Origin of the sequence: Microbacterium testaceum StLB037, assembly GCF_000202635.1 — a bacterium.
GTDB classification, from domain to species: domain Bacteria; phylum Actinomycetota; class Actinomycetes; order Actinomycetales; family Microbacteriaceae; genus Microbacterium; species Microbacterium testaceum_F.
Genome location: NC_015125.1, coordinates 3,258,468 through 3,276,486, shown reverse-complemented (window position 1 = coordinate 3,276,486; position 18,019 = coordinate 3,258,468). Strand labels below are relative to the sequence as shown.

Genomic DNA, 18,019 nt, shown 5'->3' with positions numbered 1-18,019 from the left:
ACACGGGATGCCGGCCCCGATGGTTCACTTCGCGATGCCGCCCATGAGCGCGGAGAGGTAGTTCGGGTCGCTCATGATCGCGATCGTGATGCACGTGCCGCCCACGATCGCGGCCACGGCGAAGCCGACGAGAGGGATCCAGAACGAGATGCGGCCCCGGCGGAGCCGACGCAGCGTGAGCAGCGCGGTGACGAGGTAGACGACGCCGTAGACCACCGCGGCGATCGCGCCCCACACGAAGCCCGCCGTGAGGTTGGTGTATTTCGCGTCGACGTTGAGAAGCTGAGCGGCCTGCTCGGCGTAGTGCGGGAAATCGAGGACCTGGGCGATCGTCGTGACGACCGACACGAGACCGTAGATCAGCAGCATCAGGGTGATGATGCGATCGACGAGCGGACCGCGGGTCGCCGCGGGCGCTGCCGCCTTCGGGACGGGGGCCGCCTCCTGCGGGGCGACGCCCGCGTCGAGCGCCTCGGTGACCTCGGGCCGCTGGATGCGGGCCTGCTGCTCCTCCGGTGTCGCGTACTCGCCGAACTGCGGACGGGGGCGGGGGTCGAGGTCGCTCACGAACGACCCCGGCCGCCCAGCGCACGCTGATCGCGCTGTCCGGCGGCATCCTGTCGCAGTTCCTTCGGGAGGGAGAAGATCAGGTCTTCTTCGGCCGTGCGCACCTCTTCGACGTCGCGGTAGCCGGCACCCGCGAGCTCGTCCAGCACCTCGGTGACGAGCACTTCGGGGACGGACGCTCCGCTGGTCACACCGACCGTCTCGACGCCCTCGAGCCACTCCTGCCTGATCTCGTCGACGTAATCGACGCGGTAGGCGGCCTTCGCGCCGTGCTCGAGAGCCACCTCGACGAGGCGCACGCTGTTGGAGGAGTTCGCCGAGCCCACGACGATGACGAGGTCGGCGCCGACGGCGACCTTCTTGATCGCGACCTGACGGTTCTGCGTGGCGTAGCAGATGTCGTCGGAGGGCGGGTCCTGCAGGTGCGGGAAGCGCAGGCGGAGGCGGCGGACCGTCTCCATCGTCTCGTCGACCGACAGAGTCGTCTGCGAGAGCCACACGACCTTCGAGGGGTCGCGCACCTCCACCACGTCGGCGTGCTCGGGCGAGTTGACGACGGTGACGTGCTCGGGGGCTTCGCCGGCCGTGCCCTCGACCTCTTCGTGTCCGTCGTGGCCGATCAGGAGGATTTCGTAGTCGTCGCGCGCGAAGCGCACGGCCTCGCGGTGCACCTTGGTGACGAGGGGGCACGTGGCGTCGATGGCCTGCAGGCCGCGGTCGGACGCCGCCGAGACGACGGCGGGCGACACCCCGTGCGCGCTGAAGACGACGTGCGAGCCCTCGGGGACCTCGTCGACCTCCTCGACGAAGATCGCGCCCTTCTTCTCGAGCTCGGTCACCACGTGGATGTTGTGGACGATCTGCTTGCGCACGTAGACGGGCGCGCCGTAGCGGTCCAGGGCCTTCTCGACGGCGACGACGGCGCGGTCGACACCGGCGCAATAGCCGCGAGGCGCGGCCAGCAGCACCTTCTTCTGGCCCTTGACCGGGATATCCTGGAGCCGCCCACGTCGACCCGGGATCCGGGGAACGGGCAGTTGGACGACAGGTGTGCTCACCCCTCGATTCTACCGGGGCGCCCCTGGACGACGGCCGAACCGCCAGACTGGAGCCCATGACCTCGTTCCACCCCGAGACGGTGCCCGGCGAGGCTCCCCCCGCAGACTCGGTGCACCCCCGTGACTCGCGCACCGACACCCCGACCTCGGTGTCGCGTCTGAACGACACGATCCGAGGGTTCATCGAACGCTGGGGCTCGGTCTGGGTCGAGGGTGAGATCACCTCGTTCAACCGCCGCGGCGGCAACGTCTTCGGCCGTCTGAAAGACCTCAACACCGAATCGACCGTGGCGTTCCGCATCTGGTCGAGCACGCTCGCACGCCTCCCGAAGGACTTCCAGGTCGGCGACCACGTCGTCGCGTGCGTCAAAGCCGACTACTTCCCCCGCACGGGCGACTTCTCGTTCGCGATCTCCGCCCTGCGCCACGTGGGCCTCGGCGAACAGCTCGAGAGGCTCGAGCGCCTGCGCGCACAGCTGCGGTCCGAGGGCCTCTTCGACCCGGTCCGCAAGAAGAAGCTGCCCTTCCTCCCCCACTGCATCGGACTCATCACGGGCGAGAACTCGGATGCCGAGAAGGATGTGCACCGAAACGCCGAGCTGCGCTGGCCCCGCGTGAACTTCCGCACGAAGTACGCCGCCGTCCAGGGCGACCGGTGCGTCCCCGAGACCCTCGCCGCATTGAAGGCTCTGGATGCCGACCCCGAGGTCGACGTCATCATCATCGCGCGCGGCGGAGGCGATCCGCAGACGCTGCTCGGCTTCAGCGACGAGCGTCTCGTGCGCGCGGTGGCTGCGGCATCCACTCCCGTCGTCAGCGCCATCGGTCACGAGAACGACCGCCCGCTCCTCGACGATGTAGCGGACCTGCGCGCGTCGACGCCGACCGACGCGGCGAAGCGCGTCGTCCCCGACGTGGCGGAGCAGCGCGCCCTCGTCGCCCAGCTGCGCGCCCGCCTGACCGGACGCCTCACGCAGCGGGTGCTGCACGACATCGCCCAGCTCGAGCAGATCCGTTCCCGCCCGTCGTTGCGCACCCCGCACGCGATGCTCACCTCGCGGGCTCAGGAGCTGTGGATGCTGTCGAACCGCGGTCGCGACATCGTCGATCGTCGGCTCGAGAGCGAACGGCGCCGGACGCGGGAGCTCAGCGCCTCGCTCCGCGCCCTCTCTCCTCTCGCCACGCTCGCGCGCGGGTACGCGATCGCGCAGGTCGAGGGCGGGGCGATCGTCCGCGACGCGAGCCAAGCCCCCGCCGGAGCGGCGCTCACGATCACCGTCGAGCGCGGCTCGCTGGCGGCACGATCGGAGGGGGAGATCGACGAGATCCCCACCGCTCGGCTCGACGACGAGGCATCCGACGACGGCGTGTCGGTGGGGCGCGCCTAAGATGGAGACCATGACCGCGACGACTCCCGGCCCCTCGGCAGACGTCGCGACCCTCTCTTTCGAACAGGCTCGCGACGAACTCGTGCGCGTGGTGTCGGAGCTCGAACAGGGCGCCCCCACGCTGGAGGAGTCGCTGGCCCTCTGGGAGCGCGGCGAGCAGCTCTACGCCCGCTGCGAAGAGTGGCTGCTGGGAGCGAAGCGCCGGCTCGACGCCGCGCGCGGCGAGGGCGAGGACGCCTGATGGCCCGCATCGTCGCCGAGCTCGGTCGCCCCGAGACGCCGGAGGAGACCGCGGCCCGCAAGGCCGAGTCCTCGCGTCGCTACCGCTCGAGCAAGACCTTCCGCAATCTCATCGCCGCGCTGCTGGCGACCGTCGCCGTGGTCTTCGTCATCGTCGCCATCGTGCCCCGGGGGACGCCGGTCCCCCGTCCGGAACCGGATGTGCCCGCGCTGGCCGCCGACCTCGAAGCCGATCGGGGCCGTCCCGTGCTCACCCCGTCGCTCGGCGAGGGCTGGCGGGTCAACCAGGCGACCGTCGAGGGGGTCGGTGGCACCGAGGCGTGGACGATGGTCTACGTGCGCTCGGGCGAATCGGGATTCCTCCGTGTCGCGCAGGGTTTCGACACCGACGAGGCCTGGGTGGGCCAGGTGCTGGGCGGCACGCGCAGCACCGAGACCACCGAGATCGACGGCATCACCTGGGACGTCTACCGTCCGGCCAACCCCTCCGGCACCGGCAACATCGACTACGCGCTGGCGACTCCCGCCGGCCCCGACTACGTGCTCGTCTACGGTGACGCCGCGCCCGAGACCGCGGCTCTCGCGGCGGCGTCGGTGACCTCGCAGGTGAAGCAGCTGAAAGAGATCCCGTGAGCGCACCCATGAGCCCCGGCCAGGTCTGGCAGCAGATGGTCGAAGGCAACCGTCGTTTCGTGACCGGCGCACCCGCACACCCCCGTCAGGACGTGGAGCGTCGCGCGGAGCTGGCCGGTTCGCAGCACCCCACCGCGGCCCTGTTCGGCTGCTCCGACTCGCGTCTCGCCGCGGAGATCATCTTCGACGAGGGCCTCGGTGACCTCTTCGTGGTCCGCAACGCCGGCCAGGTCATCTCCGACTCCGTGATCGGCAGCCTCGAATACGCCGTCGGCGTCCTCGAGGTTCCCCTCATCGTCGTCCTCGCCCACGATGCGTGCGGCGCGGTCGGTGCCGCGATCGAGAGCACCGGCGTCGACGCCCCCACCCTGCCCGCATACATCTGGCGCCAGATCGCGCCGATCGTCCCCGCGGTGCGCCGCGTCCAGCGGGCGACCGCCGTGGACGGCCACGTCCCCGACCACGTCGACCCCGAGCTGGTCGGACGAGAGCACCTCCGTCACACCGTGGGTGAGCTGCTGCGCGCTTCCGAGCTGATCAGCGAAGCCGTCGCCGAAGGGCGCACGGCGGTCGTGGGAGCCAACTACCGACTCGACGAGGGGGAAGCGTTCCCCGTCGTCATCGTGGGCGATGTCGACGACCCCCGGGTTGACGATCCCCGCTTCGCGGACGCCCGCATCTGAGAACCGAACGAACGACCTGGAGGAACGACGACGTGACCGACATCGAGTACCGCATCGAGCACGACACCATGGGTGAGGTGCGCGTGCCGAAGGACGCCCTCTACGCGGCGCAGACGCAGCGCGCGGTCGAGAACTTCCCGATCTCGGGCTCGGGCCTCGAGTCGACGCAGATCGCGGCACTGGCCCGCATCAAGAAGGCCGCCGCTCTCGCGAACAAGGAGCTCGGCACCCTCGACGGTCAGATCGCGGATGCCATCGCCCAGGCCGCCGACGAGGTCGTCACCGGCGTGCACGACGCGCAGTTCCCGGTCGACACGTACCAGACCGGTAGCGGGACCTCCTCGAACATGAACATGAACGAGGTGCTCGCGACCCTCGCCACGCGCATCCTCGGCTCGACGGTTCACCCGAACGACCACGTCAACGCCTCGCAGTCGTCCAACGACGTCTTCCCGACCTCGGTCCACATCGCCGTGACGCAGGCGCTCATCACCGACCTCATCCCCGCTCTCGACCATCTCGCGGTGGCTCTCGAAGCGAAGGCGGACGCGTGGAAGGGCATCGTCAAGTCGGGTCGCACCCACCTCATGGATGCCACCCCCGTCACGCTCGGCCAGGAGTTCGGCGGCTACGCCCGCCAGATGCGCCTCGGCATCGAGCGCGTCGAAGCCGTCCTCCCCCGTGTCGGCGAAGTCCCCCTCGGCGGCACGGCCGTGGGTACCGGCATCAACACGCCGCTCGGCTTCCCGCAGAAGGTCATCGAGCTGCTCGCGGCCGAGACGCAGCTGCCCATCACCGAGGCGAAGGACCACTTCGAGGCTCAGGCCAACCGTGACGGCCTCGTCGAGGCATCCGGCGCCCTCCGCACGATCGCGGTGTCGCTCACCAAGATCAACAACGACATCCGCTGGATGGGCTCGGGCCCGAACACCGGCCTCGGCGAGCTCCACATCCCCGACCTGCAGCCCGGCTCGTCGATCATGCCCGGTAAGGTCAACCCCGTCGTCCCCGAGGCCACCCTCATGGTCTGCGCGCGTGTCATCGGCAACGACGCGACGGTCGCCTGGGCCGGCGCCTCGGGATCGTTCGAGCTGAATGTGGCCATCCCCGTCATGGGCACGGCGCTGCTGGAGTCGATCCGTCTCCTCTCCAACGCCGTCCGCGTGCTCGCCGACAAGACGATCGACGGCCTCGAGGCCAACGTCGCTCGCGCGGAGGCGTTCGCCGGGATGTCCCCCTCGATCGTCACCCCCCTGAACAAGGTCATCGGCTACGAGGCGGCCGCGAAGATCGCCAAGCACGCCGTCGCCAAGGGCATCACCGTCCGCGAAGCCGTCCTCGACCTGGGCTACGTCGAGCGCGGCGAGATCACCGAAGAGGTGCTCGACGCGAAGCTCGACCTGCTCTCGATGACCCACCCGGGCTGAGCCCCAACAGCAGAAACGCCGAGGCGCGCCATAATCGAAGGATGAGCCGCGCACCGAGACCCGTCTCGGTGCGCGCGCGACTCCTCGGCGCGATCCTCGGCGTTCTGCTTCTGGGGCTGATCGTCGCCGGCGGGGTGACCTTCCTCGTACAGAGCGAACGGGTGATCGCGAACGCCGAACGACAGCTCGACGGGTTCTCGAGCACGGCAGCGGCGAGCGGGACGGATGCCGTGGCCCTCGTCGCCGCGGCGATCCCCGGCCGTACCGACGGCACCGTCGCCCTCTCCGGCTCGACGATCCTCGCCGGCACACCGTCTCCCCCGGGCCTCGCGCTCTCCGACGACAGCCGGTTCCTCTCCGCCGTGAGCGCGGCCATCGACCGCGGCGAGCTGCGCGGCCGGGTCGACAGCGCGCACGGGCCCGTCCTGTACGCCGCCGTCCCGCTGGGCGACGCGACGGCGGTCCAGGCGATCTCGATCGACCAACGCATGGAGCTCGTCACGCTCTCGACCGCGACCTTCGCGATCGCGGGCACCGTGGTGCTCTTCGCCGTCGCCGTGGCGGGGTGGTTCGTCACCGGGGTGCTGTTCTCTCCGTTGCGCCGCCTGCGCGACACGGCGGATGCCATCACCCTGGCGGATCTCGGTACCCGTCTCCCCCCTCAGGGCAACGACGAGATCGCCGACCTGACCTCGTCGGTGAACTCCATGCTCGATCGCCTCGCGATGTCGGTCGACGCGCAGCGCCAGCTCCTCGATGACGTGCGGCACGAGCTCAAGACGCCGATCACGATCGTGCGGGGGCATCTGGAGATGATGGATCCCGCGGATCCGCACGACGTGGCGGAGACGCGCAACCTCGGTATCGCCGAACTGGACCGCCTCTCCCGACTTGTCGACGACATCGACGCGCTGGCCGTGGTCGAGGCCGGCGCGCTCACCACGGAGGTCATCGACGTCGCCGCCCTCACGGATCGCGTCGGCGAGCTCGTGAGCGCGATCCCCCACCACACGTGGACGATCGAGTCCCGCGGCCGCGGCAGCATCCACGGCGACCATGACCGCCTCATCCAGGCGTGGCTGCAGCTCGCCGACAACGCCGCGAAGTACACCCCGGACGGGACCCCCATCGAGATCGGCAGTAACATCGGCGACAGCAACGTCGACCTGTGGGTGCGCGATCACGGTCCCGGCATCCCTCCCGCCGCACGTCACCGTGTGTTCCGCCGATTCGACCGCATCTCGACCCGTCGTGGCGTCGAGGGGTCGGGTCTCGGCCTTTCGATCGTGGACGCCATCGCCAAGGCGCACGACGGCTACTGCAGCGTGAGTGACACGCCGGGCGGCGGGGCCACGGTCACTCTTCACCTTCCGCTTCGCCGGGCGCATTCCGCCGCCGACCTTCCCACCCCCGTGCGCGCCGGAGACGTCGTGATGCAGAGAGAGGCCACCGGATGACCCGCATCCTCATCGCCGAGGACGAAGAACGCATCGCCGCGTTCGTCGCGAAAGGTCTGGAGGCCGCCGGCTACCAGACCGTGACCGTCGACGACGGCGCCGACGCGCTCGACACCGCTCTCTCCGGCGAGGTCGACCTCGTGCTGCTCGACGTCGGGCTGCCCACGATCGACGGCTTCGAGGTCCTGCGCACGCTGCGCGGACAGGGTTCCGCGCTGCCCGTGATCATGCTCACCGCGCGCACGAGCACGCGCGACACCGTGGACGGCCTCGACGCCGGCGCGAACGACTACATGGCGAAGCCCTTCAAGTTCGACGAACTGCTGGCGCGCGTCCGATCGCGCCTTCGAGAACCCGTGACGGCGAACACGATCTCGATCTCGCACGGGGATGTCACGCTCGACGTCCGCGGCCGTCGAGCGAGCATCGACGGTCGCGAGGTGGACCTGAGCGCGCGGGAGTTCGCCCTCGCCGAGGAGTTCCTCCGACACGCCGGACAGGTCCTCAGCCGCGAGCAACTGCTCAGCCGGGTGTGGGGCATGGACTTCGATCCCGGATCGAACGTCGTCGACGTCTACGTCCGCTACCTCCGCGGCAAGTTCGGGGCGGCGCGCATCGCGACCGTCCGCGGCGCCGGGTACCGCTGGGAGTAGGCGCCGGAAACCCGAAAGCCCCCGGCGGGGGGAAACCGGGGGCTGTGGGGAGACCCTGCTCCGGGGGTCTGCTGACTTACCCGAAATGCAGCGACCAGCCCGTATAGAGCGGATCTCGTGTTCATTTTTCAGGGGGAACCGCCGGGGCGGTGACGAGACTGTTCCCTCGCCGATGCCTCCAGTCTGCCTTTCGGCTATGAAAAACGCAGGAGCCGGGCATGAGAATGCTCTCATCTTGAGCAAGAGAGGGGCCCGACCGCAGACGCCCGGACCCCTCCCGCGATTCTCAGGAGAGCTCGCCCGCCTCCAGCAGGTCGGTGACGAGGGCGGCGATCGCCGACCGCTCCGACCGGGTGAGCGTGACGTGACCGAAAAGCGCGTGCCCCTTCAGCGTCTCGATCACCGACGCGACACCGTCGTGACGGCCGACCCGCAGGTTGTCGCGCTGGGCCACGTCGTGCGTCAGCACCACACGGGAGTTCTGCCCGATGCGGCTCAGGACCGTCAGGAGGACATTGCGCTCGAGCGACTGCGCCTCGTCGACGATCACGAAGGCGTCGTGCAGGGAGCGCCCGCGGATGTGGGTCAGGGGAAGGACCTCGAGGAGCCCGCGTGCCAGGACCTCTTCGAGGACGTTGCCCGAGACGACGGAGCCGAGCGTGTCGAAGACCGCCTGTCCCCAGGGTCCCATCTTCTCGGCCTGGTCGCCGGGGAGGTACCCGAGCTCCTGCCCGCCCACCGCGAACAGCGGTCGGAACACGATGATCTTCTTCTGCTGCTGCCGCTCGAGCACGGACTCGAGTGCGGCGCACAGGGCGAGGGCGGACTTGCCGGTGCCCGCACGGCCGCCCAGCGACACGATCCCGACCTCCGGGTCGAGCAGCAGGTCGAGGGCGATGCGCTGCTCGGCCGACCGACCGTGCAGGCCGAACGCGTCGCGGTCGCCGCGGACCAGACGGAACTCGCCGTCACCGGTGACCCGACCGAGCGCCGAGCCCCGCTCGGAGTGGATGATCAGGCCGGTGTTCACCGGAAGACCGACCACCTCGTCGCTGGTGGCGACCTCGCTCTCGTACAGGTCGCTGAGGTCGTCTCCCGAGATGTCGAGCGAGGCGATGCCCGTCCACCCCGAGTCCATGGCCTGCTCGGCCAGGTACTCCTCGGCCGTCAGGCCGAGGGATGCCGCCTTCACGCGCATCGGCAGGTCCTTGGACACGACCGTGACCTCTGCGCCGTCCTTGGCGATGTTCATCGCCACGGCGAGGATGCGGCTGTCGTTGTTGCCCGTGCGCATGCCGGAGGGCAGCACCATCTGGTCGGTGTTGTTCAGCTCGACGCGAAGCGTGCCGTCGTTGCCGACGGGGACGGGGAAATCGAGGCGGCCGTGTTCGATGCGCAATTCGTCGAGGTGGCGCAGGGCCTGGCGGGCGAAGTACCCGATCTCGGGATCGTGGCGTTTGCCCTCGAGCTCGGTGATCACCACCACGGGGATCACGACGGAATGCTCCGCGAAGCGGAAGAACGCCCGCGGATCGCTCAAGAGGACGGACGTGTCCAGAACGTAGGTGCGCAGGTCCTGTTCGGAAACGCTGCTCTCGACGACGTGACGCTGGTCGAATGGTGCTCGTGCAGTCACAACCCACTCCCGACCCGGGTGTCTCACCCGGTTGTCACGAGTCGACCTGTGGGTCACGAGTCGCAATCCGAAGGCCGACTCGATCGGGCTCCGTGCCCGATGTGATCACCGTACGATGCCGCGAGGCGTCCGAGGGTCGTTAACACGCCACGAAAATGACGAGTGTGTGAACAAGTCTCACCCTCGTGGTGAGGGTTTCCGGCGCGTGCGCCTTACTGTCCGAAACGCCGATCCCGCGCGGAGAAGTCGCGAATGGCCCGAAGGAAATCGACTTCCCGAAGGTCCGGGCCGAGGGCTTCGACGAAATAGAACTCGGAATGCGCCGACTGCCAGAGCAGGAAATCGCTGAGGCGCTGTTCGCCGGATGTACGGATCACGAGGTCGGGGTCCGCCTGACCCCCCGTGTAGAGGTGCTCGCCGATCTGCTCGGGAGTCAGGCTGGCCGCCAGTTCTTCCAGCGAACCCCCCGAGGCGTCGTGTTTGGCGATGATGCTGCGCACGGCATCCACGATTTCGCTCCGACCCCCGTAGCCCACCGCGAGGTTGACGTGGAGACCCGTGTGCGAGCGCGTGCGTTCGGTGACCTCGTGCAGGACGTCGGCGAGCTCGGTCGGGAGCCCCTCGGCGCGGCCCACGTGCTGGACCCGCCAATCGGGTTCGAGCGAGAGTTCGCGGGCGAGCTCCGCGATGATCTCGAGCAGGTCGTTCAACTCGCGGCTGTCGCGCTTGACGAGGTTGTCGTTGGACAACAGGTACAGCGAGACGACGCCGATGCCCAGGTCGTCGCACCACCGCAGGAACTCGTGCATCTTCGCGGCGCCCGCGCGGTGACCGTGAGCCGCGCTGTCGTAACCGAGCTGACGCGCCCACCGCCGGTTGCCGTCGATCATCATCGCGACATGGTGCGGAACGGTCGCCGGCATGCGTCGGCGCAAGCGTGAGGCGTACAGACGGTAAAGGGGGCCGCGCCCCTCGTTCCTTCGCATCCGCGCCACCCGCCTACGCTACCGCGCGCAGCGCGATTCCCCGTCGCTCGCGCACGGCTTCCGCCTGCGCAAAAGGTGAGCATCGCGCCGTGTTCCCTCCGCGGCATGGTCGGGCGCGTAGGGTTTTCCTGTGACACCGACGACCCCTGATGACGGCGTGGAGATGCCCCAGCTGCCCCTCCTCGAGGCGTCCGCCGTGGGCGCCCAAGACGAGGTCAAACCCACCTGGCGCGGGTGGATCCACGCGGGAACCTTCCCCGTGGCGATCGCGGCCGGGATCGTCCTCATCACGCTCGCTCAGGGGGCGCCGGCGAAGTGGGCGTCCGCCGTGTTCGCGGCATCCTCTCTCCTGCTCTTCGGCAACTCGGCGCTGTATCACCGCTTCCATTGGAAGCCGAAGACCAAGGCCGTCCTGAAGCGGATCGACCACGCGAACATCCTGCTGCTGATCGCGGGCACGTACACGCCACTGGCGGTGCTGGCCCTGCCGACACCGAAGACGGTGCTGCTGCTGTCGATCGTGTGGGGCGGCGCGCTGCTCGGCATCCTGTTCCGGGTCTTCTGGATCAACGCGCCGAGGTGGCTTTACGTCGCCCTGTACCTCGCGCTCGGGTGGGCCGCCGTGATGTACCTGTTCGATCTGCTCGAGGCCAACGTCGCGATGATGGTGCTCGTCGTGGTGGGCGGATTGCTCTACACCGCGGGAGCGATCGTGTACGCGCTCAAGCGCCCGAACCCGTGGCCGGGCCACTTCGGTTTCCACGAGATCTTCCACGTGTGCACGGTGCTGGCGTTCCTGTGCCACTGGACGGCGTGCCTGCTGATCGCCCTCGCCCCGGCGTATCACGGCGGCTGAGGCCGCTCCCGAGCCCGCTCCGTGGCTCCTCAGCGGGCAGCGGGGACATCGACGCTGTCAGGCCGTCACCGGCGGCTGAGCTTGTCGAAGCCGCCCGCGGGGAAGGAGGACGGATGCCGCGACGGCGACCTCAGGCGCGGGGGGCGGCGTCGTCGGGGGTCTCGGCCGCGCGCGCCTGCTCCTCGGCGTCGAGCTCGGCGTTGACCTCTTCGCGGTAGCGACCACGGCGGATGCGACGCAGCATGTCCCACACGAGGAGGAACACCGCGACGCCGATGAAGGCGATCGCGCCGAAGCCGAACGGCCCGGGCGTGACGAGGGAATCGTCCGGAGTGTTGGCCGGGGTGGGCGTGGTCGCGAGAGCGACGAGCACGGGAAGCATGGAGTCCTTCGGTCCGGGCGGAAGCGCGTAGCCTGGAACTCCAGCCTAAAGCCCGGAGAGACCATGACGACGCAGGAGATGCTCGATGAGCGCTACGGCCGACGCACATCGCCGCGACGCCGGATCGTGCTGTGGAGCATCGTCGGGGTCGTCGCGCTGACGCTCACGGCGCTGCTGGGGTGGACCACCGTGTCGAACACCATGCGATCGGTCACCGCCAACGACACCGGCTACACGGTGAACGACGCGTCGAGTGTGACCATCTCGTTCCAGTTCACCGCCCCCGTCGGCGAGCCCGTCGCGTGCGCGATCGAGGCGCAGGACGAGGATCACGGAACCGTGGGGTGGCGTGTCGTGGAGTACCCGGCATCCGAGGATCACAGCCGCGCGTTCACGGAGGAGATTCCGACGCTCGCCCTGGCGACCACGGGTTTTGTCAACTCTTGTTGGGTGCCGTAAAATAGCGCTAGATGACGCGCCCCGGCTCGATGCCGGGGCGTTCGACATATACCCCCGGCGGACACCCGAAGGATGCCGCTCGGCCTCGACGAAGGAGTAACCGTGTCCAATGACGCTCAGGTGACGTTCCTCACCCAAGACGCCTACGACCGCCTCGCTCAGGAGCTCGAGCACCTCTCGACCACCGGTCGCGAGGAGATCGCGAAGCGCATCGAGATCGCACGCGAAGAGGGCGACCTCAAGGAGAACGGCGGCTACCACGCCGCGAAGGACGAGCAGGGCAAGCAGGAGGCGCGCATCCGCACGCTCCAGCAGCTCCTCAAGGACGCCAAGGTCGGCGAGGCCCCCGAGAGCCACGGCGTGGTCGAGTCGGGCACCGTCGTGACCGCTGTTGTCGCCGGCGGCGAGGAGAAGTTCCTGCTCGGCAACCGCGAGATCGCGGCGAACTCCGAGCTCGACGTGTACAGCGAGGCCTCGCCGCTGGGTGCGGCGATCATCGGCCTCAAGGAGGGCGAGAAGGGCTCGTACACCGCCCCCAACGGCAAGGAGATCTCGGTCGAGATCGTCAAGGTCGAGACCTACTCGGGGCAGTAAGCCCCACATCCGAGAGCCGCTCCCCCGTCCGGGGTGAGCGGCTCTCGGTGTTTGCGGGGTCGGGGACGACTGCGGGGTCGACGGCGCCCGAGGGTTAAGGGCGCCGGGAGGGGTCGAGGGCGCTCGCGGGGTCGAGGGCGCCGGAGGGTTAAGGGCGCCGGGAGGGGGCGAGCGCGGCTGCGGGTTTGAGGCAACGGGAGGGGTCCGCGCACCGGTTTGTGGCGGATTCCTGCCCTTGGGCGCGCCAATCCCCCGCCCCCAACGGCAGAGCGCTCCCCGAACCCCGGCCGAAGGCCTCGAGGCGCGCCGTCAGTCGGGGACGACCGTGGCGATGAAGCCGGCGTCCTCGAGTGTCTGGATCACCAGGGCCCGGTGCTCGGCACCGCGCGTCTCGACGCTCAACTGCAGGATGACCTCGCTGATCTGAAGGCCCTGACCGTGGCGTGTGTGCAGCACCTCGATGACGTTCGCCCCGACCTGCGCGAGCAGCTCCGACACGCGAGCGAGCTGGCCCGGACGATCGGGCAGGGGGATCCGGAGCGACATGTAACGACCGGATGCCGACAGCCCGTGCGCCACGACGCGTTGGAGCAGGAGCGGGTCGATGTTGCCGCCGGACAAGATCGTCACCGTGGGTCCGGTGGCCTGGATCTTGCCGGCGAGGATCGCGGCGACGCCCACGGCACCCGCGGGCTCGACGACCTGCTTGGCGCGCTCGAGGAGGACGAGGAGAGCGCGCGCGATGTCGTCCTCGGTGACGGTGACGACCTCGTCGACGTACTTCCGGATGAGTTCGAACGGCAGATCGCCGGGGCGCGCGACCGCGATACCGTCGGCCATCGTGGGAGTCGTCTCGACCTGCATCGGGTACCCGGCGGCGAGCGACGACGGGTAAGCGGCGGAGTTGTGCGCCTGCACGCCGATGATGCGCACGTCGCGCCCCTCGACCGCCGCACGCGCCTTCACGGCCGCCGCGACTCCTGCCGCGAGACCTCCCCCGCCGATGCCCACGATGATCGTGTCGAGGTCGGGCATGTCCTCGATCAGCTCGAGACCGAGCGTGCCCTGACCGACGATGATGTCGCGGTGGTCGAACGGGTGGATCAGCACGGCTCCGGTGCGCTCGGCGAACTCCGCCGCGAGACGCAGCGGCGTCTCGACGGTCGCCCCCTCGAGGATCACCTCGGCACCGTACCCGCGCGTGGCGAGCAGCTTCGGCACGGGAACGCCCAGGGGCATGAAGATCGTCGCCGGGATGCCGAGCTGCTGCGCCGCCAGAGCGACGCCCTGCGCGTGGTTGCCGGCGGAGGCGGCGACGACCCCTCGCGCGCGCTCTTCGGCGGTCAAGCGCGAGAGGCGGTGCGAAGCTCCGCGGATCTTGAAGGAGCCGGTGCGCTGGAGGTTCTCGAGCTTGAGGTTGACCGGAACGCCGAGGAGCTCGGTGAGGTGCAGCGACTCGTCGAGCGGAGTCCGCGTGATGATGCCGCGCAGAGCCTGCGCGGCATCCTCGAACTCGGCCAGGGTGGGAGTGTCGTTCATGATCTCCTTCCGCGCTCGCGCGGGACGGTTTGCCAGATGAGATCTCGGGAGGCCAGGGGCTGTCCCTCGTGCTCCCAGGCCTTGGAGCTGAGGTACACCGCGACCACGTTGACGAAGGCGGCGAGCGGCACGGCGAACAGCGCACCCGCGATCCCGCCGATCATCGCGCCGCCGGCGACGACGAGCACGACCGCGAGCGGGTGGACCTTGACCGCCGAGCCCATGAGGATCGGCTGCAGGATGTGGCTTTCGACCTGCTGCACGCCGAGGACGACGATCAGCATGAACAGCGCGATGAGCGGGCCGTTGTAGACGAGCGCGATGAAGACGGCGAGAGCGCCGGTGGCGACGGCTCCCACGAACGGAATGAACGCACCGAGGAAGACGAGCACGCCGATCGGGATCGAGAGCGGGACGCCGAGGAGGAAGGCACCGAGACCGATGCCGATGGCGTCGATCGTGGCGACGAGGAGCTGCGTGCGCGCGTAGCTCTTGACCGTGCGCCACCCGGCGCGCCCGGCTCCGTCGACCGCTGGACGTGCGACGCGAGGGAACAGACGCGTCGTCCATCGCCAGATGCCCCCGCCGTCGGCGAGGAGGCACAGCAGGATGAAGAGGGTCAGCAGCACGCCGGTGCCCACGTGGCCGAGGGTCGTCCCGATCGCGAGAGCGCCGGTCCACAGAAGTTCCGCCTGCTGCTGCAGGAAGGCTCCGGCCTGCGTGAGCCCGTCGTCGATCTGCTGGGCGCTGAGGTGCAGGGGCCCGTCGATCAGGTACTGCCGGAACTGCTCGACCGCGAGCACCGTGCGCTCTTGGACCGATGCGAACTCGCGGGAGATCTGCCAGACCGCGAGCCACACCAGGCCTGAGATGACCGCGATCGTCCCCAGCACCGTCACCACGATCGCGAGCCACTTCGGCCAGCGGTGCCGCTGCAGGAAGGAGAACGCCGGCCAGACCAGCGCCGTGATGAGGATCGCGACCAGGAGAGGGATGACGAGCAGCTTGAGCTGAATGACGACCCAGATGACCACGCCCAGCGCCGCCGCGATGACGAGCAGCCGCCAGGCGTACGCCGTGGCCTGCCGCAGGGCCGGAGGAACCGGGGGCTGGAGGTCGCTGGAGACCGTGCGGCGCTTGAGGGCGTCGAGGAACGATCCGCGGGGCTCGGGATCGGATCCGGTCATCCTGTCAGCCTACCGCCGAGCTCCCCGGGCGATCGCCGTGATGTCGGAGGCTGTGGATACGGTGAGACGCATGACCACGACGCTCCGTCGCGCCGACGCACGCCGCATCGCCCTGGCCGCGCAGGGGTTCGCCCGGCCGCGGCCCGAGACGGTCGGAACCCGCCAGATCACGGGCGCCCTGCACCGTATGCGCATCCTCCAGATCGACTCCGTCAACGTCTTCTCCCGCTCGCACTACATGCCGGTCTTCGCGCGCCTCGGGCCGTACGACACCGCGCTGCTCGACAAGCTCGCCTTCTCACGCCGGCCGAAATGGGTGGAGTCGTGGGCGCACGTGGCATCCCTGGTCTCCGTCGACGACTGGCCGTTGCTGCAGTTCCGTCGCGACGCCCTTCGGGCCAAGTACGGCGCGGACGCCTGGGCCGAGGCCAACCAGCCGTTGCTGCAGTGGCTCCGCGACGAGCTCTCCGCGCGCGGGCCGTTGCGACCGGCCGAGATCGACCACGACGCCCGTAGCGGCTCCCGCGGGTCGTGGTGGGGCTGGGACGACGTGAAGAACGGCCTCGAACGGCTGTGGCTGTTCGGCGAGGTCGCGATCGCAGGGCGGCGAGGATTCGAGCGCCGGTATGCCCTGGCATCCGATGTCCTTCCCGCATCGGCGCTCGAGACCGTCGTGCCCCGCGAGGCGGCCATCGCGGAACTCGTGCGACGCGCCGCCGTGGCGTACGGCGTGGCGACGGCGGCCGATCTCGCGGACTACTGGCGCATCCGCGATCGGCCGGCGGTGATGGCCGCCGTGCACGACCTCGTCGACGCCGGCGAGCTGATCCCCGTGCAGGTCGACGGATGGCAGGTGGCCGGGCGGCCCGCGAAGGCATGGCTGCATCGGGATGCCGCGCGCCCCCGCCGGGTGGATGCGGCGGCGATCCTCACGCCTTTCGACCCGGTCGTCTGGTTCCGCGACCGCGCGGAGCGGCTGTTCGACTTCGACTACCGCATCGAGATCTACACGCCCGCACCGCAGCGCCGGTTCGGCTATTATTCGCTCCCGGTGGTCGTCGGCGACGACGTCGTGGGGCGGATAGACCTCAAAGCCGACCGCGCGTCGAGCGCGCTGCGCGTGCAGTCGGCGTGGTGGGAGCACGGAGCGCCCCCGGATGCCGCCGATCGCGTCGCCGCGGAGCTGGTCGCCGCGGCGAACTGGCAGGGCCTCGAGCGCATCACGGTCGCGCGCTGGGGCGATGCCGCCGACGCCGTCGCCGGAGCGCTGCGGGCCGAACGCCACGACCACCCCGACGGACGCTCCACCTGAAAGGCGCCCCCTCCGAGGTGGAGAGAGCGCCTGTCGATCAGAACTGGACGCGAGGTGGTTCGGCGATGGCCGCCCCGTCGACGACCTCGAAGAACTCCCGCTCGCTGAAGCCGAGCTGGCGGGCGAAGAGGTTGTTCGGGAAGACCTTGATCTTCGTGTTCAGCTCGCGGACACCGCCGTTGTAGAACCGGCGCGACGCCTGGATCTTGTCTTCGGTGTCGACGATCGAGTGCTGCAACTGAAGGAAGTTCTGGCTCGCCTGCAGCTGCGGGTACGCCTCGGCGACCGCGAACAGCGACTTCAACGCCTGCTGCATGTGGCCCTCGGCAACGCCGGCCGCAGCGGGACTCTCGGCGGTGAGGGTCTCGGCGCGGGCGCGCGTGACGTTCTCGAACACGGCCTTCTCGTGCGAGGCGTATCCCTTGACCGTCTCGATGAGGTTCGGGAGCAGGTCGGCACGGCGCTTCAGTTGGACGGTGATGTCACTCCACGCCTCATCGACGCGCACGTTGAGCGCGACGAGCGAGTTGTAAGTGGCCCACAGGTAGATACCGGCGATCACCACGATGCCGACGATCACCAAGACCGGTACGAGCCACTCCCACATAAGTCCCCACACTCCGTTCGGAAGATTGCCCTTCAGTGTAACCGCGCGGCGCAGCGCAGAACGGGGGTGTGACGGGGACTCTCAGGGGATGTGGATGGAGTCCGGCGAGACGGCGCGAGCGGTCGTGCGCGGGCACTGTACCCCCGGTGGGACTCGAACCCACACTGAAGCGATTTTAAGTCGCCTGCCTCTGCCATTGGGCTACGGGGGCCCGTGGTTCCACCGTATCGCGGGGTGTGCGGGCGAGTATCCCCGTGACATCACACGTCCCGTACGAGATCACGCGCTGCGATGAGCACCCGACGTGTGCGCTGGGGCGGATCGCGTGATCTGGGCGGGTGGGCGCCGGCCAGCA

General features: G+C 69.3%; 19 protein-coding genes and 1 tRNA gene. 11 read left to right on the top strand and 9 right to left on the bottom strand.

Annotated features, from left to right (window positions below; all coding sequences use genetic code 11):
• Positions 1 to 24: 24 nt before the first annotated feature.
• Positions 25 to 567 carry a DUF6264 family protein gene (locus tag MTES_RS14905; RefSeq protein WP_013586106.1) on the bottom strand — a complete coding sequence of 181 codons (543 nt, stop codon included), beginning with the start codon at positions 565 to 567 and terminating at the stop codon, positions 25 to 27.
• Complete coding sequence (locus MTES_RS14900; RefSeq protein ID WP_013586105.1) at positions 564 to 1,625, bottom strand: 4-hydroxy-3-methylbut-2-enyl diphosphate reductase; 1,062 nt, start codon at positions 1,623 to 1,625, stop codon at positions 564 to 566. Before MTES_RS14900 ends, MTES_RS14905 begins: the two co-directional genes overlap by 4 nt.
• 56 nt (positions 1,626 to 1,681) lie before the next feature.
• On the opposite strand from MTES_RS14900, the gene xseA reads away from it, so the two are divergent.
• Genes xseA through MTES_RS14865 form a run of 7 tightly spaced genes read left to right on the top strand, consistent with a single transcriptional unit; the run spans position 1,682 to position 8,106 of the window.
• Positions 1,682 to 3,013 carry an exodeoxyribonuclease VII large subunit gene (gene xseA, locus MTES_RS14895; protein ID WP_013586104.1) on the top strand — a complete coding sequence of 444 codons (1,332 nt, stop codon included), beginning with the start codon at positions 1,682 to 1,684 and terminating at the stop codon, positions 3,011 to 3,013.
• A gap of 10 nt (positions 3,014 to 3,023) precedes the next feature.
• Positions 3,024 to 3,254 (top strand): exodeoxyribonuclease VII small subunit, encoded by a 231-nt coding sequence (locus MTES_RS14890; RefSeq protein ID WP_013586103.1) that lies wholly within the window; start codon positions 3,024 to 3,026, stop codon positions 3,252 to 3,254.
• Complete coding sequence (locus MTES_RS14885) at positions 3,254 to 3,886, top strand: DUF4245 family protein (protein ID WP_013586102.1); 633 nt, start codon at positions 3,254 to 3,256, stop codon at positions 3,884 to 3,886. The genes MTES_RS14890 and MTES_RS14885 overlap by 1 nt, the downstream gene beginning before the upstream one ends.
• The gene (locus tag MTES_RS14880) at positions 3,883 to 4,569 is read left to right on the top strand and encodes a carbonic anhydrase (RefSeq protein WP_013586101.1); all 687 of its coding nucleotides are present in this window, start codon (positions 3,883 to 3,885) and stop codon (positions 4,567 to 4,569) included. Before MTES_RS14885 ends, MTES_RS14880 begins: the two co-directional genes overlap by 4 nt.
• Before the next feature lie 32 nt (positions 4,570 to 4,601).
• Complete coding sequence (locus tag MTES_RS14875) at positions 4,602 to 5,996, top strand: class II fumarate hydratase (RefSeq protein ID WP_013586100.1); 1,395 nt, start codon at positions 4,602 to 4,604, stop codon at positions 5,994 to 5,996.
• A 41-nt stretch (positions 5,997 to 6,037) separates the two neighbouring features.
• On the top strand, positions 6,038 to 7,453 hold the full coding sequence (locus MTES_RS14870; RefSeq protein WP_013586099.1) for a sensor histidine kinase: 1,416 nt from the start codon (positions 6,038 to 6,040) through the stop codon (positions 7,451 to 7,453).
• Positions 7,450 to 8,106, top strand: a complete 657-nt coding sequence (locus MTES_RS14865) for a response regulator transcription factor (protein WP_013586098.1) — start codon at positions 7,450 to 7,452, stop codon at positions 8,104 to 8,106. The genes MTES_RS14870 and MTES_RS14865 overlap by 4 nt, the downstream gene beginning before the upstream one ends.
• Positions 8,107 to 8,392: 286 nt before the next feature.
• On the opposite strand, the gene MTES_RS14860 is transcribed toward MTES_RS14865, so the two are convergent.
• Together MTES_RS14860 and MTES_RS14855 are read right to left on the bottom strand one after the other, a co-directional pair.
• Entirely contained in the window at positions 8,393 to 9,742 is a 1,350-nt protein-coding gene (locus MTES_RS14860; protein ID WP_013586097.1) for a PhoH family protein, read from the bottom strand.
• 212 nt (positions 9,743 to 9,954) lie between these two features.
• Positions 9,955 to 10,728 carry an isoprenyl transferase gene (locus MTES_RS14855; protein ID WP_013586096.1) on the bottom strand — a complete coding sequence of 258 codons (774 nt, stop codon included), beginning with the start codon at positions 10,726 to 10,728 and terminating at the stop codon, positions 9,955 to 9,957.
• 163 nt (positions 10,729 to 10,891) lie between these two features.
• Here MTES_RS14855 and trhA point away from each other — a divergent pair, with 163 nt between their 5' ends.
• Complete coding sequence (trhA, locus tag MTES_RS14850; protein WP_013586095.1) at positions 10,892 to 11,584, top strand: PAQR family membrane homeostasis protein TrhA; 693 nt, start codon at positions 10,892 to 10,894, stop codon at positions 11,582 to 11,584.
• 130 nt (positions 11,585 to 11,714) lie between these two features.
• Here trhA and MTES_RS14845 read toward each other — a convergent pair whose 3' ends face one another.
• Positions 11,715 to 11,966: a hypothetical protein gene (locus tag MTES_RS14845; RefSeq protein ID WP_013586094.1), complete on the bottom strand. Its 252-nt coding sequence runs from the start codon at positions 11,964 to 11,966 to the stop codon at positions 11,715 to 11,717.
• A gap of 63 nt (positions 11,967 to 12,029) precedes the next feature.
• On the opposite strand from MTES_RS14845, the gene MTES_RS14840 reads away from it, so the two are divergent.
• The gene (locus MTES_RS14840) at positions 12,030 to 12,425 is read left to right on the top strand and encodes a DUF4307 domain-containing protein (protein WP_013586093.1); all 396 of its coding nucleotides are present in this window, start codon (positions 12,030 to 12,032) and stop codon (positions 12,423 to 12,425) included.
• 102 nt (positions 12,426 to 12,527) lie between these two features.
• Complete coding sequence (gene greA / locus MTES_RS14835; protein WP_013586092.1) at positions 12,528 to 13,019, top strand: transcription elongation factor GreA; 492 nt, start codon at positions 12,528 to 12,530, stop codon at positions 13,017 to 13,019.
• Positions 13,020 to 13,328: 309 nt separating this feature from the next.
• On the opposite strand, the gene ilvA is transcribed toward greA, so the two are convergent.
• Both ilvA and MTES_RS14825 read right to left on the bottom strand, forming a co-directional pair.
• On the bottom strand, positions 13,329 to 14,558 hold the full coding sequence (ilvA, locus tag MTES_RS14830; protein ID WP_013586091.1) for a threonine ammonia-lyase: 1,230 nt from the start codon (positions 14,556 to 14,558) through the stop codon (positions 13,329 to 13,331).
• Positions 14,555 to 15,745: an AI-2E family transporter gene (locus tag MTES_RS14825; RefSeq protein WP_013586090.1), complete on the bottom strand. Its 1,191-nt coding sequence runs from the start codon at positions 15,743 to 15,745 to the stop codon at positions 14,555 to 14,557. Before MTES_RS14825 ends, ilvA begins: the two co-directional genes overlap by 4 nt.
• Positions 15,746 to 15,815: 70 nt before the next feature.
• On the opposite strand from MTES_RS14825, the gene MTES_RS14820 reads away from it, so the two are divergent.
• On the top strand, positions 15,816 to 17,057 hold the full coding sequence (locus tag MTES_RS14820) for a winged helix-turn-helix domain-containing protein (RefSeq protein ID WP_013586089.1): 1,242 nt from the start codon (positions 15,816 to 15,818) through the stop codon (positions 17,055 to 17,057).
• A 37-nt stretch (positions 17,058 to 17,094) separates the two neighbouring features.
• Here MTES_RS14820 and MTES_RS14815 read toward each other — a convergent pair whose 3' ends face one another.
• Complete coding sequence (locus tag MTES_RS14815) at positions 17,095 to 17,664, bottom strand: LemA family protein (protein ID WP_013586088.1); 570 nt, start codon at positions 17,662 to 17,664, stop codon at positions 17,095 to 17,097.
• A 138-nt stretch (positions 17,665 to 17,802) separates the two neighbouring features.
• Positions 17,803 to 17,875: transfer RNA gene (locus tag MTES_RS14810), tRNA-Leu, on the bottom strand.
• Positions 17,876 to 18,019: the final 144 nt, after the last annotated feature.